Origin of the sequence: Streptomyces sp. NPDC060064 (genome assembly GCF_042736455.1) — a bacterium.
GTDB lineage: Bacteria > Actinomycetota > Actinomycetes > Streptomycetales > Streptomycetaceae > Streptomyces.
In genome coordinates, this window is record NZ_JBHWWF010000076.1 from 1 (window position 1) to 14,838 (window position 14,838).

The window sequence follows — 14,838 nt, forward strand, 5'->3', positions numbered from 1 at the left end:
ATGCTCCGGCGTCGTACCACAGCAGCCACCCACCAGCGACAGCCCGTACTCGCGCACGAACGTCTCCTGCGCATCCGCCAGCTCACCCGCCGACAAGGGGTAGTGCGCACCGTTCTTGCCCAGCACCGGCAGACCCGCATTCGGCATACACGACAACGGGATCCGCGAGTGCCGGGCCAGATAGCGCAGATGCTCACTCATCTCCGCCGGACCGGTCGCGCAATTCAGGCCGATCATGTCGATACCCAACGGCTCCAGCGCGGTCAGCGCCGCACCGATCTCCGAACCCAGCAGCATCGTCCCCGTCGTCTCCACCGTCACCGAACAGATCAGCGGAAGACTCGTACCGGTCGCCTCCAGAGCACGCCGGGCACCCAGGACGGCGGCCTTCGTCTGCAGCAGGTCCTGCGTCGTCTCCACCAGCAACGCATCCGCACCACCCGCGATCATGCCCTCCGCGTTCTGCTGGTAGGCGTCGCGCAGCTTCACATACGGGGCATGACCCAGCGTCGGCAGCTTCGTACCCGGCCCCATCGAACCCAGCACCCACCGCTGCCGCCCCGTGGACGTGGTGAACTCGTCCGCCACCTCACGCGCAATCCGCGCCCCCGACTCCGACAGCTCAAAAACCCGCCCGGGAATGTCGTACTCCGCCAACGCGGCGAAATTTGCGCCGAACGTGTTCGTCTCCACACAGTCCACACCGACCGCGAAGTACTCCTCATGAACCGTCCGCACAATGTCCGGACGCGTCACATTCAAGATCTCGTTACAACCCTCGAGATTCTCGAAATCCTCCAGCGTCGGATCCTGCGCCTGCAACATCGTGCCCATCGCACCATCAGCCACCACCACACGCGTGGCAAGCGCCTCACGCAGAGCGTCGATCCGGGCCGCGCTCATCCCGCTGCCGCCATGTCCGGAGTGACATACGCCGACAGTTCGGCGGCGGCCGCCGCGCCGTACGTGCCGCGTACCCGGGCCAGCAGGCCGGCGCCGTTCAGCTCGTCCGGCTGCGTGCCCGTGGTCTCCAGCACGGTGGTGGCCAGTGCGCTGCCCAACTGCGCCGCGCGTTCCAGGCCGAGGCCCCACGCCGTGGCGGCGAGGAAGCCGGCCCGGAAGGCGTCTCCGGCACCGGTCGGTTCGGTCGTGCCCACCGGCGGGACCGACGGTATGTCGACGGGCCGCAGCCCGGCCCTTTCCACGCGTGCGCCGTCCGCGCCCCGGGTGGTCACCCAGGTGCCCACCCGGCCCAGGATCTGCTGTTCGGTCCAGCCGGTCTTCTCCTGGATGAGCACACTCTCGTACTCATTGGTGAACAGATAGGTGGGTCCCGCGAGCAGTTCGCGCACGTCGTCGCGTTGCATGAACGCGAGCTGCTGCGAGGGGTCGGCGGCGAACCGCAGGCCCAGCTCCGTGCATTCGCGGGTGTGGCGGACCATGGCCGCGGGATCGTTGGGCGAGATCACCACCAGGTCGAGGCCACCGACCCGCTCGTGCAGCGGCCGCAGTTCGATGGTGCGTGCTTCGCTCATGGCTCCGGCGTAGAAGGAGCCGATCTGGTTGTGGTCCGCGTCGGTGGTGCACACGAAGCGCGCGGTGTGCAGCGACTCGCTGATGTGCACCGACTCGGTGTCGACGCCGTTCTCCTTGAGCCAGACCTGGTAGTCGGCGAAGTCCGTGCCCACCGCTCCGACGAGGTGCGGGCCGAGACCCAGGCGGCCGAGGCCGAAGGCGATGTTCGCTGCGACGCCGCCGCGCCGGATCTCGAGCTCCTCGACGAGGAAGGAGAGCGAGACCTTGTCGAGGCTGCCGGCGATGAGCTGCTCGGTGAACCGGCCGGGGAAGACCATGAGGTGGTCCGTTGCGATCGAACCAGTTACGGCTATGCGCACGGTCACTGCTCCTTGGTTCTACGGTGGAAGTTGCGTTGTTCCGTCGGCCGGCCGGTCCGTTCGGACAGTCAGTCGGCGATGGCTGCCTGGCGGAGCTTCTCGGCGCGGTCGGTGGCCTCCCAGGTGAAGTCGGGGAGGTTCCGGCCGAAGTGCCCGTACGCGGCGGTCTGCGCGTAGATGGGCCGCAGCAGGTCGAGGTCGCGGATGATGGCAGCCGGGCGCAGGTCGAAGACCTGGTCGATGGCGGCCTGGATGCGCGGCACGGGTACGGTCTCGGTGCCGAAGGTCTCGACGAAGAGTCCGACCGGCTCGGCCTTGCCGATGGCGTACGCGACCTGGACCTCGCAGCGTGCCGCGAGGCCGGCGGCCACCACGTTCTTGGCGACCCAGCGCATCGCGTACGCGGCCGAGCGGTCCACCTTCGACGGGTCCTTGCCCGAGAACGCGCCGCCGCCGTGCCGGGCCATGCCGCCGTACGTGTCGATGATGATCTTCCGGCCGGTCAGACCCGCGTCGCCCATCGGGCCACCGATCTCGAACCGCCCGGTCGGGTTGACCAGCAGCCGGTAGCCATCGGTCTGCAACCGCACGCCCTCTTCGGCGAGTTCGTGCAGCACGGGCTGCACCACGCAGTCGCGGATGTCGGGGATGAGGAGCGAGTCCAGGTCGATGCCGGGAGCGTGCTGCGAGGAGACGACGACGGTGTCCAGCCGGATCGCCTGGGCCCCGTCGTACGCGATGGTGACCTGTGTCTTGCCGTCCGGTCGCAGATACGGGATGGTCCCGTTCTTGCGGACCTCGGTGAGCCGTGCGGAGAGCCGGTGGGCGAGGGTGATGGGCAGCGGCATCAACTCAGGCGTCTCGTCGCAGGCGTAGCCGAACATCAGGCCCTGGTCGCCGGCGCCCTGCTTGTCGAGCTCGTCCCCTCCCTCACCTGTGACGGCACCCTCGACGCGCTCCTCGTACGCGGTGTCGACGCCCTGCGCGATGTCCGGCGACTGCGCGCCGATGGAGACCGAGACACCGCAGGACGCGCCGTCGAAGCCCTTGGCGGACGAGTCGTAGCCGATCTTGAGGACGGTCTCCCTGACCAGGCTCTGGATCTCGGCGTAGCCCTGGGTGGTGACCTCGCCGGCCACATGGACCTGGCCGGTGGTGATCAGCGTCTCGACGGCGACCCTCGACTTCGGGTCCTGGGTCAGCAGCGCGTCGAGGATCGCGTCGCTGATCTGGTCGGCGATCTTGTCGGGATGACCCTCGGTCACAGACTCCGAGGTGAACAGACGAAGGGACACGGAACCTCCAAGTGAGGCGCGCAGTTGCCGGACGGTCGTTCCCGGCAGACTGCGCGCCACGACTGCAGGAGGGCTCAAAGGCAGCTAAACACCGTCAGTCGTCCTTGGGCGGTGTGCTGCGGGAGCCGAACCACTCGATCCAGTTCATGGCGAAGAAGACATCGCCGGAGATCTTCAGACGTCCGTTGACGAACGCGTCCGTGCCCTTGAGTTCGCCGACGGCGAGGGCGACGAGATCGCCGAGGTCCACGCCGATGGTGGCGTCCGCCGGGCGGTCGACGGAGGTGGTGGCGGTGCAGGTGCCCGGGTCGCTGTCGACGACGATGTACCAGTGCCGTACGCCCAGGGGGGTGTTGACCGCGTAGCGGAAGGTGCCGGACCGGCCGTGGGCACGCTCGGGGCTGAAGCAGGAGCGGAACCATTCGAAGACCAGCCCCAGCAGCCGCTCGATGTCGTCGTCCGGAAGCGAGAGGCTGCCGCCGGCCGCCGCGCCGGCCTCGGCGAGATGCTTGAGCTGGAGGTGGCGCGCGTCGGGCGTCCGCGTCATGACACGGCACCTTGGGAGGAGGCCGCCGCGGTCGTGTGCTCGATCAGGACGGAGGCGTCCTTGTCGCCGTCGCCCGCAGCGACCACGGCGGCGAAGCCGGCCCGGACCGTGTCCAGGACGGGGAGTTCGACTCCCGCCCCGGTGGCGTCGTCGATGGCCAGGCGCAGATCCTTCTCCATGAGGGTCGAGCGGAAGAAGGCCGGTTCATAGCTCCCCTTGCGCATCAGCTCGGCGCGGAAGCGCATGACGATCGAGCTGAAACCGCTCTCGGCGATGGCGGAGAGCAGCCGGTCGCGGTCGAGTCCGGTCCGTACGCCGTACGCCACCGCCTCGGAGAGCGAGGCGACCTGGGCACCCAGCAGGAGGTTGAAGATGAGTTTGAGGGTGGCGGCCGTGCCGGGGGCTCCGAGGTGCAGAACTTCGGCGCCGATGGTGTCGAGCACGTCCGCGACCTCTGCGACGTCCCGCTCCGCTCCGCTGGTGTAGACACGGAGCTTGCCCTCCCGGGCCTGGAAGGGGTTGCCCACCACACAGGCTTCGACCCGGCGCAGTCCGGCGTCGGCAAGGCGGCCTGCCGCCTTGCGCGCGTACGCCGGGGAGACGGTGGAGGTGTCGATGACGATGCTGCCCGGCGCGAGCACCGGCACGATCTTGTCGAAGAGCACATCGTCCACGGCGGCTTCGTCGCTCAGGCTGAGCAGAACGACGGAGTGTCCCGCGGCAGCGTCCGCGGGGCTGCCGGCCGCGGTGGCGCCTGCGTCCACCAGGGGGCGGGTCTTTGCGGCGGTGCGGTTGTGGACGGTGAGGCGGTGGCCGGCGTCGATGAGTGCGTGAGCCATGCCGCGGCCCATGTTGCCGAGGCCGATGAAGGCCAGCGGCGCGCGGCCCGCGGTGGCGGACGGCGCTTCGGGCTCGGGTACCGCTCTGGGTCCCGGAACGGCTTCGGGCTGCGGCGCCGGCGGGATGTCATACACGGTCTGCGTCGTGATCATCTCGCCGCTGGTGCGGTACTTCCCGAGCCGACGGCGGTGCTCGACATGGGCCTCGCCGATTTCGAAGGCCCGGAATGCCGCCTCGTCGGTCCAGTCGGTGATCACGTAGTAGACAGGGGAATCGCCCTCTGTCGCACGCGTCAGCGTCTGGCCGCGGTTGGCGGGCTGCCGGGAGATCGCCGATCCCACCTCCCACCATGTCCTTTCGAACTCGTCCTGGGTTCCGGACTGGATTTCCATCCGCAGGATCACGCGGAAGAGGGGAGTCTCGGCCATCGGTCAGCCTCCAAGGCGTAGGGATGCTGCATTACGTTCTCCGCCGCCGCTCGACGGCGGATCGAGGACCGGTCCGGCCCTCGTCCCGCTCAAGTCCCACTCGAGTCGCCCCTGTCACCGTCGAAGGTGTCGACGACTTGGAGGAGTTCCCCATGAGCCAGACACCGGATGTCCGTCCTGCGGACTCCTTGGACCCTGGCGCGGCGGCGCGTTCATCCCCTCGGCGGCGGGCGGGTGGGACACCGGCGGTGCGGAAGGTCCGGCGGTGGCCACTGATCGTGCTGCGCTGCGTGATCACCGCGTTCCTGTTGCTGACCCTGCTGCAGCCGGTGCTGGCCGGGATGTTCATCACGGGCGATGTGGATCTGCTGGACCTGCACGAGATCAACGCCCACACCATCAGCTTCCTGAGCTGGCTGCTGGTCATCAACACCGTGCTCCTGTGGCGGCCGGGACGCGGGCCGGCCTGGCCGATCGCGCTGGCGGTGGTGGTCGCCTTCCTCGTACAGACACAGACGGGCTCGGGCTACTCGAGGGCGTTGGGTCTGCACATACCGCTCGGGGTCGCGCTGGTCGCCGGTGCGACCGCGCTCACCTACTGGGCCTTCGCGTACCGCGGCGGCCGCCGATGAGCGCGGGGCCCAGCCGGTCCGAACTGTCCCGCCGGCGGCTGCTCGGGGTGGCCGGCGCCGCGGGTGTGGCCGCCGCGGCCGGAGTCGCCGGCTGCGGCAGCATGACCCGGGAGGTCTCCGGCGAGCTGCTCTCCAGCGGCGGCCCGCTGCCGGAGCCGTTCCGTGTGCCGCTGCCGGTGCCGAGGACGGCCGTGCCGGTGCGTACGACGGGCGGTGTGGACCACTACGAACTGGTGCAGCGCGTCGCCGACATGGAGATCCTGCCGGGTCGGAAAACGCGGGTGTGGGCGTACGACGGAAGCTTCCCCGGCACCACGCTCGTGGGCCGGTCGGGGCGTCAGATCGTCGTGCGGGTGCGCAATGAGCTGCCCGTACCGACGTCGACGCATCTGCACGGCGGGATCCAGGCCCCGGAGTCGGACGGCTATCCGACAGATCTCGTGGTGCCGAAGGGGTACCGGCACGATCCCGCGGCGCACGGCAAGGGCGGTCATGGGGCCGGTCACGGCGGGGCGATGCAGGTCGCGCCGGCCGACTGGAAGCTGTCGCAGGGCGCCAAGGACTATACGTATCCGCTCGATCAGCCGGCCGCGACGCTCTGGTACCACGACCACCGGATGGACTTCAGCGCCCCTCAGGTGTGGCGCGGGCTCGCCGGGATGTTCCTTGTGCGCGACGACGAGGAGGAGGCGCTGCATCTGCCGGCGGCCGAGCGGGACATCCCGCTGATGATCTGTGACCGCGCGTTCGAGGAGGACGGCGCGCTGCGCTATCCGTCCGTCGATCCCTCGCTGACCGGCGTCCCGGGGGTCGAGGACGCCTATATGGAGGGCGTCATGGGCGATGTGGTGCTGGTCAATGGTGCTGTGTGGCCCGAGCTCGAGGTGGATGCCGCCCGCTACCGCTTCCGGCTGCTCAACGCCTCCAACGCCCGTCGGTACCGCCTCGCGCTGGAGCCCGGTCCGCGTGAGGGCGCCCCCTTCGTGCAGGTGGGCAGTGATGCCGGGCTGCTGGCCGCGCCGCGCTCGCACAAGGAGCTGCCGATCGCTCCCGCCGAACGCTTCGATGTGGTGGTCGACTTCTCGGCGTATCCGGTGGGGTCCACGGTCACGCTGGTCAATACGCTCGGCGAGGACGGCACCCGGCGGGTGATGCGGTTCAGGGTCGCCCGGCGTGCCAACGACGACAGCAGGGTGCCTGCCAGGCTCGCCGACGTCGAACCGCTGCGTGCCGCTTCGGCCGTGGCCGAGCGGCAGTTCAACTTCCGCCAGACGAGCACCTCGGACGGCACGAAGGTCTGGACGGTCAACGGAAAGCCTTTCCGCTCCGCCGAGTTCGCTGCCAGACCGCGGCTCGGAACGGTGGAACGGTGGCGCTTCACCAGCGACTTCCACCACCCCGTGCATCTGCACCTGGCCCACTTCCAGGTGGTGGCGCGCAGCGGCAGGGCTCCGCTGGACACGGACGCGGGCTGGAAGGACACCGTCGATGTGCGGCCCTTCGAGGTGGTCGATGTGCTGGCCCGCTTCTCGGGCCATCGCGGCCGGTACATGTTCCACTGCCACAACCTGGAGCACGAGGACATGGCCATGATGGCGAACTTCCAGGTCGTCTAAGGGCATTGGCGTCGGCCGGTCCGGCCTGCTTCGAGCGGGCTGCGACCGGACCGATAGGCCGCTGCGTCACCGTCGGCGCATCGCGGACCTGGCCCTGTGTCACGGGCGGGGACGCAGTCGGCACTGAGAGGGGTTGGGGCGAGCCATGCGCGTACTGTTCACGACCTGGGCCTGGCCTTCGCATCTTTATGCGGTGGTGCCTTTGGCATGGGCTTTCCGGGCCGCGGGTCATGACGTGCTGGTCGCGAGCCAGCCGGCCCTGCGCGAGGAGACGGCGAGGACCGGTCTGCCCGCCGCGTCCGTCGGCAGGGATGTCGACGCCGTGGGGATGGTGCGCGGTTACGTTCTCCCCACCGCGAACGACCCGGCGGACGGCGGCGGGCAGGCCCCGCGCAGCGGCAAGGGTCCGCGCGCGATGCAGATGTTCTACGCACACGCCGACTCCATGACGGACGATCTGGCGGCGCTGGCCCGCGACTGGCGTGCGGACGCGGTGGTCTTCGAACCGACCGCGCTGGCCGGGCCGTTGGCGGCAGCGGCGGCCGGCATCCCCGCCGTGCGGCTGCTGTACGGCACCGATCTGATGGCGCGGGCCCGCGGCCTGCTGCCGCAGGTGCTCGCCCCGCTCGCCGAACGCAACGGCGTCGGCGACTTCGACCCCTTCGGCCTGCTGACCGTCGACCCGTGCCCGGACGACTTCCAGGTTCCGGTCGACCATCCGCGTCTGGCCATGCGGTACGTCCCCTTCAACGGCCCCGGCGGGCCGCTTCGTCCCCCGCTCGGCCCGCCGGGGACCACCAGGCGCCGTGTGGTGGTGACCTGGGGTCACACGATGGCGCGGCTGGCCCCGGAGCGATTCCTGGCCGGACAGGTCGCCGCCGCCCTGGCAGGGCCCGGGACCGAGGTCGTCCTCGCGGTCACCGCCGGGCAGCGTGCGCTGCTCGGCGAGGTGCCGGGCGAGGCCGAAGGGCATGTACGTGTCGTCGAGGACACTCCGCTGCATCTGCTGGTCGACGACGCCGATCTGGTCGTCGCGCACGGCGGCGCGGGCACGGTGCTGACCTCGCTGCGGGCCGGCGTGCCGCTGCTGCTCGTACCCCAGCTCCCCGACCATCTCGGCCATTCGGGCCGGGTGCTGGCCACCGGCGCCGGCGAGGTGCTCACCCGCGACGAGGCGACACCGGAGCGGCTGCGCGCCGAGGCGGACAAGCTGCTCACCGGCGATGCGTACCGCGCCGCCGCGAACAAACTGCGCGAGCAGATGCTGAGTCTGCCGTCCCCGGCCGAACTGGTCACCGAGATCGAGTCGAGGGTGGTCGCATGTGCGGCATAGCGGGCTGGGTCGACTTCGAGCGCGGGCTCAGGGAGGAGGCCTCGACGGTACGCACCATGGTGGGAACCCTCGCCAACCGCGGGCCCGACGACGAGGCCGTGTGGACCGATGAGCGTGCCGCTCTCGGCCATCGCAGGCTCGCCGTCATCGATGTGGACGGCAGCCCGCAGCCGATGGCCGCCGAGGAGGACGGCCGCACCCTCGCGGTCCTGGTGCACAACGGAGAGATCTACAACTTCCGCCAGGTGCGGGCCCAGTTGGAGTCGCTCGGCCACCGCTTCCGTACGGCCGGGGACACCGAAGTGGTGCTGCGCGCCTATCTGGAGTGGGGCGAGCGGTGCGCGGAGCGGCTGGAGGGCATGTTCGCCTTCGCCGTCTGGGACCCGCGCGCCGGGAAGCTGGTGATGTTCCGGGACCGGCTCGGCATCAAGCCGCTGTACTACGCCAGGGCCGGCCGGGGCCTCGTCTTCGGTTCCGAGCCGAAGGCGCTGCTCGCCCATCCGTCGATCGAGTGCGCCGTCGACACGGAGGGCCTGGCGGAACTGCTCGCGTACATCGCCACCCCGGGCCATGCCGTCTACCGCGGGATGCGCGAAGTCCCGGCAGGGCATGTGACGGTGGTACGGGACGGCTCGGTCACCGAGACCCGGTACTGGACGCTGCCGAACCACGAGCACCCGGACGATCTCCCGACCACGGTGGACACGGTGCGGGGCCTGCTCCAGGAGGCCGTCTCCAGCCATCTCGTCTCCGATGTCCCGCTGTGCACGCTGCTCTCGGGCGGCGTCGACTCCAGCGCGATCGCCGCGTTCGCCGCCCAGTCCGTCACGGACGGCCGACGGCCCAAAACCTTCGCCGTCGACTTCGAGGGGCACACCGAACGGTTCCGCAAGGACTTCTGGCACGAGGACCCGGACGCCCCGTACGCCGCCGAGGTCGCCCGCCATGTCGGCACCGACCATGAGCCGGTGGTACTGCGCACCGCAGACCTCGCGGACCCGGTGGTGGATGCGGCGGCACTGCGCGCACAGGATCTGCCGCGCCCGATTCCCGACATGGACCGCTCGCTGTATCTGCTGCTGCGTTCGGTGCGCCAGCGCTCCACGGTCGCTCTGATGGGCGAGGTCGCTGATGAACTCTTCGGCGGCTACCAGTCGTTCCGCGATCCGACGCTGGTGGACACCGCGAACTTCCCCTGGGTCACCATGGGGCTGCGGGTCGCCCCGCACGGCATGAGCACGGGTCTGCTCGACCCCGGCTTCCTCAAGAAGATCGACGTGCCCGGGTACTCGGCCCAGCGGTACGCCGAGACGGTCGCCGAAGTCCCGCGGGTGCCGGGCGAGTCCGACCAGGAACACACCATGCGGGTCGTCGGCCATGCCCATCTCTCGCGCTGGCTGCCGCTGCTGCTCTCCCGCGACGACCGCCTCAGCATGGCCGTGGGCCTGGAGCTGCGGGTGCCGTACTGCGACCACCGGCTGGTGGAGTACGTCTACAACATCCCGTGGGGGATGAAGACGGCCGACGGCCGGGAGAAGAGCGTGCTGCGTTCGGCGGTCGCCGATCTGCTGCCCGCATCGGTGACCCAGCGCCGCAAGAGCCCCTTCCCGATCACTCAGGACCCGCGCTACGGCCAGGTGTTGCGAGACCGCTTCAACGCCGTCGTCGCAGACCCGTCCAGCCCGGTGCGTCCGCTCCTTGACAGCCCGGCCTGCGCCGAGCTCGCCAAGGAGGACCGGCCGATCGCGGTCGACGGCTGGGGCGAGCGGAGGAACGTGGAGATGGTGCTCCAACTGGACGCGTGGCTGCGGCACTACCGCGTACGACTCGACATCTGAGAGGGGCAAGGGCCCATGCTGCAAGAGGAGCTCAAGGAGCTCGCCGCGCCGATCCTGGACAAGGTCACGGCGCATCCGTTCTGGTCCGGCCTGCGGGACGGGTCGCTGCCCGGGGAGTCGCTGGCCCATTTCGTCCAGCAGGACACCGGATACCTGCTGCCCTCCTACACCCGGGGCCTGGCGCGTGCGGCCGCGGCCGCCCGCAGCGACGAGTGCACCTCGCTGCTCGGGCGGTCGATCACCGGGACGCTCGAGGCGCGCGACAAGCTGCGCGAGGCATACGGGAATCTCGCCGGGGAGCTGGGCGCCCCTGCGCTGGTGCCCGACGCGCCCGTGGACCCCGCCACCCATGCCCACTGCTCGTTCTTCCAGGCGGCGACCGCGACGTCGTTCGCCGCCGGCTTCGGGGCGCTGCTGCCGATGGTCTGGTTCAACCACCAGGTCTCCAATGATCTGTTGGAGCGGCACACGCCCGGCTCGCGATATGCGCCCTGGATCGAGATCTACCACCCGGGCGAGGGCTACAGCTACGCGGTGAAGGCCTTCATGGGCCTCACCGACCGGCTCGGCGACGAGCTCTCCGGAGCCGAACGCGCCGAGCTCGTCGACCACTTCGCCGTCAGCACCCGCTACGAGTGGGCCTTCGCAGAGGCCGCCTGGTCCAGGCCGTCCTGGCCGTTCTGACGCTACAGCTACCGCATACACACTGATCGGAAAGGGACTACCGTGAGCACCCAGACCCCGCCCAGGTATCCGTTCGCGTGGACCCCGCCCATGCAGGTTCCCGAAGCGCTGCGGAACGTACACAAGACGTCGGCGATCGAAGTGACCCTGCCGAGCGGGGACGTCGCCACGCTGGTGACCCGTTACAAGGATGTGCGGGCCCTCTTCGCCGACAAGCGGCTCTCCCGCAACATCGCCCGCCCCGACTGCGCCCGGATCTCCAAGGACAACGACCTGTTCATGGATCCGAACATCGACCCGGACCCGCCGGAGCACACCCGGGTGCGGTCGCTGGTCACCAAGGCGTTCACCGCCCGCCGGATCGAGGCGCTGCGCCCGTATGTGCAGCAGGTCGCCGACCAGTTGCTGGACGAGATGGCGGCCGGCCCCCAGCCCGTCGAGCTGAACGAGGCGCTGGCCTTCCCGCTGCCGATCATGGTGATCTGCAAGCTGCTCGGTGTGCCGCCGGAGGACCGCGACCAGTTCCGTGCGTACGTCGACGGCTTCCTGTCGGTGACCAAGCTGCCGCCGGAGGAGGTCGGCAAGTGCCGGCAGGATCTCTGGAAGTACCTGGGCGACCTGATCGACTCCAAGCGTGAGAACCCGGGCGACGACCTGGTCAGCGAGCTGATCCGGGTGCGGGACGACGAGGACGACAGCCGGCTCAATGAGCATGAGCTGCACTTCTGGACGCAGGGTCTGCTGATCGCCGGCTATGTCACGACGGCGAGCCAGATCGGCACCGGCACGGCGGTCCTGCTGCACCACCCGGAGTTCGTCCGCGCGATCCAGGCGGACTGGTCGCTGGTTCCGTCGACGGTCGAGGAACTGCTGCGTACGCAGATCATGGGCTCGTCGGTGGGCACGATGCGGTACGCCATCGACGACATCCCGCTCTCGGACGGGTCCGTCATCAAGAAGGGCACCAGCGTTCTGCTCTCCGAGGAGGGCGCGAACATGGACCCGGAGGTCTTCGACTGCCCCTTCGAGCTGGACATCCGCCGCAAGGAGAACCACCACATGACCTTCGGCGCGGGCCTGCACTACTGCGTCGGCGCGGCGCTGGCCCGGATGGAGCTGCAGGTCGCCACGGAGTCCCTGCTGCGCCGGTTCCCGGACATCAGGCTGGCAGCGCCCGCCGAGGAACTGCCCCGTGCACTGGGCGGGTTCATGGAGGGCTTCACCGAGATCCCGGTCGAATGGTGAGGAGAGTCCGATGCGTGTGACGGCCAACTCCGACACCTGTGCGGTGAGCAGTCTCTGCGTCTACCGCGTGCCCGGGGTCTTCGACCAGGACGAGGACGGGCTGGTGCTCGTCCTGGACGAGTCGCCGGCCGAGGCCCTGCACGAGGAGATCCGACGGGCCGCCCGCGGCTGCCCGACGAAGTCCATCCGGGTCGTCGAGGAGTCGGCGGCCGAAGAAGCAGTCGAATTGGCACGGGGAGATGCCGGATGAAGCGCCTGGCGACCGTCCCGGGCGGCAGACGGGCCAAATGGTTCGTCCTGGCCGGCTGGCTGATCATCGCGATGGCTCTGGGGCCGCTGGCCGGCAAGGTCGCCGACGTCGAGGACAACAACGCCAATGCCTATCTGCCGGGCAACGCGGAAGCCGCCCTGGTCAACGACCGGTTGGAGGAGTTCCGTACCGACGAGGTCATGCCCGCCGTCATCGTCTATGTGCGCGACAGCGGCATCACCACGGCGGACCGGGCGAAGGCAGAGGCGGACCGCAAGAAGCTGACCCCGCTCGTTCCCGGCGGAGCGATCGAGGGCGCGACGCCGTCCAAGGACGGCAAGGCGCTGCTGACCACCGTGCCCGTTCCGTACAGCGACAAGTTCTCCGACACGGTGAACGCGGCACGCGATGTCGCCGGCGAGGACGTGCCGACCGATCTGCGGGTCAAGGTCGCCGGCCCCGCCGGCGCACTCCAGGACACCATCGACGTCTTCGACGAGCTGGACGGGACGCTGCTGCTCGGAAGCGCGCTCGTGGTCGCCCTGCTGCTTCTCCTGATCTACCGCAGCCCGGTGCTGTGGCTGGTGCCGCTGATCTCGGTGGGCTTCGCCGCCGTGCTGTCCCAAGTAGCCACGTACCTGGGCGGGAAAGCCGGCCTGCCGGTGGACGCCCAGAGTTCGGGCCTGCTGACAGTGCTCGTCTTCGGTGTGGGCACGGACTACGCCCTGCTGCTCATCGCCCGCTACCGGGAAGAGCTGACCCGCAACGAGGACCGGCACGGCGCCATGCAGATCGCGCTGCGCCGTTCTGGACCCGCGATCCTCGCCTCTGCGGGGACGATCGTCATCGGGCTGCTCTGTCTGCTGCTGGCCGACCTGAACTCCTCGCGCAGCCTGGGCTGGGTGGGCGCGGCAGGTGTGCTGTCCGGCTTCATCGCCATGGTCACCGTACTGCCCGCGCTGCTGGTCATCCTGGGGCGCTGGATCTTCTGGCCGTTCGTCCCCCGGTTCGGGCAGACACAGCGGGCCGGGCACAGCGGCTGGGCGCGCGTCGGCGCGGCCGTGGGGCGGCGCCCCCGGCTGTCCTGGCTGGCGGCCACGGTCGTCATGGGAGCACTGGCACTGGGGGCGACGGGCATCAGCTTCGGTCTGACCCAGTCGCAGATGTACACCACGACTCCCGATTCGGTCGCCGGTCAGCGGCTGGTGGCCGCTCACTATCCGGGCGGCGAGTCGGCGCCGGCGGATGTGATCGCGAAGGCCCCCTCCGAAAAGGCGCTCGTCGCGGCCGTCGGGCGGCTCGACGGTATCGCCGAGGTGCAGCCGGTCGCCTACTCGCGCGACCGTGCACTCGTCCATGTCCCTGTGGTGCTCGAGGACGACCCGGACACTCCCGCCGCCGAGCGCACCATCAACCGGCTGCGGGACACGGTGCACGGGATCGCGGGCGCGGACGCCCTGGTCGGCGGGACCACCGCGAGCGCGCTGGACACACAGCGAGCCGTCTCGCGGGACAGCAAGCTGGTCATCCCGGTGGTGCTCGCCGTGGTGCTGCTGGTGCTGATCGCCCTGTTGCGGGCGCTGGTTGCGCCCCTGGTGCTGCTGGCGACCGTGGTGCTCTCCTACTTCGGAGCGCTGGGAGCGAGCAGCCTCCTCTTCGAGCATGCATTCGACTGGCCCGGAGTGGATCATTCTCTGCCGCTGCTCGGCTTCGTCTTCCTCGTGGCGCTGGGCATCGACTACAACATCTTCCTGATGACCAGGGTCCGTGAGGAGGTCCGTCTGCTGGGCCACGTGCACGGAGTGCAGTCCGGCCTGACCAGCACGGGCGGCGTCATCACCAGCGCGGGCCTCGTCCTTGCCGCGACCTTCTCCATCCTGGTCTCGCTCCCCCTGGTGACCACGGCCGAACTAGGCGTACTGGTGGGCCTGGGCGTCCTCCTGGACACTTTCCTGGTGCGCACCGTCCTGGTACCCGCTCTCTCGTTGGACATCGGCAAGAGCATGTGGTGGCCGGGCGCTCTCCACCGCCTGCTGCGCGACGGCGGTCCGCCCCAATCAGGGGGATCTCAGGGTCGCATCGCCGACAACTCTCGCCCGCGGGGGGAAGACATCCCTCTCTGAGTACGCATCGCACCGGCCGGTCCGCCCTGTTGGGAGGACCGGCCGGGGCCGTGTCTCAGTCCCAGTGTGGCCGGTCGCCCTCTCAGGCCGGCTACCCGTCGTCGCCTTGGTA

At 69.7% G+C, this 14,838-nt stretch carries 13 protein-coding genes; 8 read left to right on the top strand and 5 right to left on the bottom strand.

All coding sequences use genetic code 11. The features are described from left to right. The 5 genes from ACFWDI_RS39935 to ACFWDI_RS39955 form a co-directional block, all read right to left on the bottom strand. Window positions 1-903 (bottom strand): homocysteine S-methyltransferase family protein (locus ACFWDI_RS39935; RefSeq protein WP_385311897.1); only part of this gene is annotated, 903 nt, incomplete at its 3' end. Then, window positions 900-1,895 carry a carbohydrate kinase family protein gene (locus ACFWDI_RS39940; protein WP_385311899.1) on the bottom strand — a complete coding sequence of 332 codons (996 nt, stop codon included), beginning with the start codon at window positions 1,893-1,895 and terminating at the stop codon, window positions 900-902. The genes ACFWDI_RS39935 and ACFWDI_RS39940, both read right to left, overlap by 4 nt. 68 nt (window positions 1,896-1,963) lie before the next feature. Further along, window positions 1,964-3,190 (bottom strand): methionine adenosyltransferase, encoded by a 1,227-nt coding sequence (gene metK / locus ACFWDI_RS39945; protein WP_385311901.1) that lies wholly within the window; start codon window positions 3,188-3,190, stop codon window positions 1,964-1,966. A gap of 94 nt (window positions 3,191-3,284) precedes the next feature. Next, a complete protein-coding gene (locus ACFWDI_RS39950; RefSeq protein ID WP_385311903.1) occupies window positions 3,285-3,737 on the bottom strand; it encodes an SCP2 sterol-binding domain-containing protein in 453 nt (150 codons plus the stop codon). After that, complete coding sequence (locus ACFWDI_RS39955; RefSeq protein WP_385311905.1) at window positions 3,734-5,005, bottom strand: NAD(P)-binding domain-containing protein; 1,272 nt, start codon at window positions 5,003-5,005, stop codon at window positions 3,734-3,736. The genes ACFWDI_RS39950 and ACFWDI_RS39955 overlap by 4 nt, the downstream gene beginning before the upstream one ends. Before the next feature lie 152 nt (window positions 5,006-5,157). On the opposite strand from ACFWDI_RS39955, the gene ACFWDI_RS39960 reads away from it, so the two are divergent. From ACFWDI_RS39960 to ACFWDI_RS39995, 8 genes are all read left to right on the top strand, one after another. Beyond that, complete coding sequence (locus ACFWDI_RS39960) at window positions 5,158-5,637, top strand: hypothetical protein (protein ID WP_385311907.1); 480 nt, start codon at window positions 5,158-5,160, stop codon at window positions 5,635-5,637. Then, window positions 5,634-7,253: a multicopper oxidase family protein gene (locus ACFWDI_RS39965; protein WP_385311908.1), complete on the top strand. Its 1,620-nt coding sequence runs from the start codon at window positions 5,634-5,636 to the stop codon at window positions 7,251-7,253. The genes ACFWDI_RS39960 and ACFWDI_RS39965 overlap by 4 nt, the downstream gene beginning before the upstream one ends. Window positions 7,254-7,398: 145 nt before the next feature. Then, window positions 7,399-8,586, top strand: a complete 1,188-nt coding sequence (locus tag ACFWDI_RS39970) for a nucleotide disphospho-sugar-binding domain-containing protein (protein WP_385311909.1) — start codon at window positions 7,399-7,401, stop codon at window positions 8,584-8,586. Next, on the top strand, window positions 8,574-10,424 hold the full coding sequence (asnB, locus tag ACFWDI_RS39975) for an asparagine synthase (glutamine-hydrolyzing) (protein ID WP_385311911.1): 1,851 nt from the start codon (window positions 8,574-8,576) through the stop codon (window positions 10,422-10,424). Before ACFWDI_RS39970 ends, asnB begins: the two co-directional genes overlap by 13 nt. A gap of 15 nt (window positions 10,425-10,439) precedes the next feature. Then, on the top strand, window positions 10,440-11,108 hold the full coding sequence (locus ACFWDI_RS39980) for a TenA family protein (RefSeq protein ID WP_385311913.1): 669 nt from the start codon (window positions 10,440-10,442) through the stop codon (window positions 11,106-11,108). Window positions 11,109-11,150: 42 nt separating this feature from the next. After that, window positions 11,151-12,353: a cytochrome P450 gene (locus ACFWDI_RS39985; RefSeq protein ID WP_385311915.1), complete on the top strand. Its 1,203-nt coding sequence runs from the start codon at window positions 11,151-11,153 to the stop codon at window positions 12,351-12,353. Between the two features lie 10 nt (window positions 12,354-12,363). Beyond that, the gene (locus ACFWDI_RS39990) at window positions 12,364-12,603 is read left to right on the top strand and encodes a ferredoxin (protein ID WP_362676415.1); all 240 of its coding nucleotides are present in this window, start codon (window positions 12,364-12,366) and stop codon (window positions 12,601-12,603) included. Continuing rightward, the gene (locus tag ACFWDI_RS39995; protein WP_385311918.1) at window positions 12,600-14,726 is read left to right on the top strand and encodes an MMPL family transporter; all 2,127 of its coding nucleotides are present in this window, start codon (window positions 12,600-12,602) and stop codon (window positions 14,724-14,726) included. The genes ACFWDI_RS39990 and ACFWDI_RS39995 overlap by 4 nt, the downstream gene beginning before the upstream one ends. The last annotated feature ends 112 nt before the right edge of the window (window positions 14,727-14,838 follow it).

What these genes read in the sequence shown, in the direction of transcription:
- ACFWDI_RS39950 (WP_385311903.1), bottom strand. Translation starts at nt 3,737, where the DNA reads ATGACGCGGACGCCCGACGCGCGCCACCTCCAGCTCAAGCATCTCGCC.
- ACFWDI_RS39955 (WP_385311905.1), bottom strand. Translation starts at nt 5,005, where the DNA reads ATGGCCGAGACTCCCCTCTTCCGCGTGATCCTGCGGATGGAAATCCAG.
- ACFWDI_RS39960 (WP_385311907.1), top strand. Translation starts at nt 5,158, where the DNA reads ATGAGCCAGACACCGGATGTCCGTCCTGCGGACTCCTTGGACCCTGGC.
- ACFWDI_RS39965 (WP_385311908.1), top strand. Translation starts at nt 5,634, where the DNA reads ATGAGCGCGGGGCCCAGCCGGTCCGAACTGTCCCGCCGGCGGCTGCTC.
- ACFWDI_RS39970 (WP_385311909.1), top strand. Translation starts at nt 7,399, where the DNA reads ATGCGCGTACTGTTCACGACCTGGGCCTGGCCTTCGCATCTTTATGCG.
- asnB (WP_385311911.1), top strand. Translation starts at nt 8,574, where the DNA reads ATGTGCGGCATAGCGGGCTGGGTCGACTTCGAGCGCGGGCTCAGGGAG.
- ACFWDI_RS39980 (WP_385311913.1), top strand. Translation starts at nt 10,440, where the DNA reads ATGCTGCAAGAGGAGCTCAAGGAGCTCGCCGCGCCGATCCTGGACAAG.
- ACFWDI_RS39990 (WP_362676415.1), top strand. Translation starts at nt 12,364, where the DNA reads ATGCGTGTGACGGCCAACTCCGACACCTGTGCGGTGAGCAGTCTCTGC.
- ACFWDI_RS39995 (WP_385311918.1), top strand. Translation starts at nt 12,600, where the DNA reads ATGAAGCGCCTGGCGACCGTCCCGGGCGGCAGACGGGCCAAATGGTTC.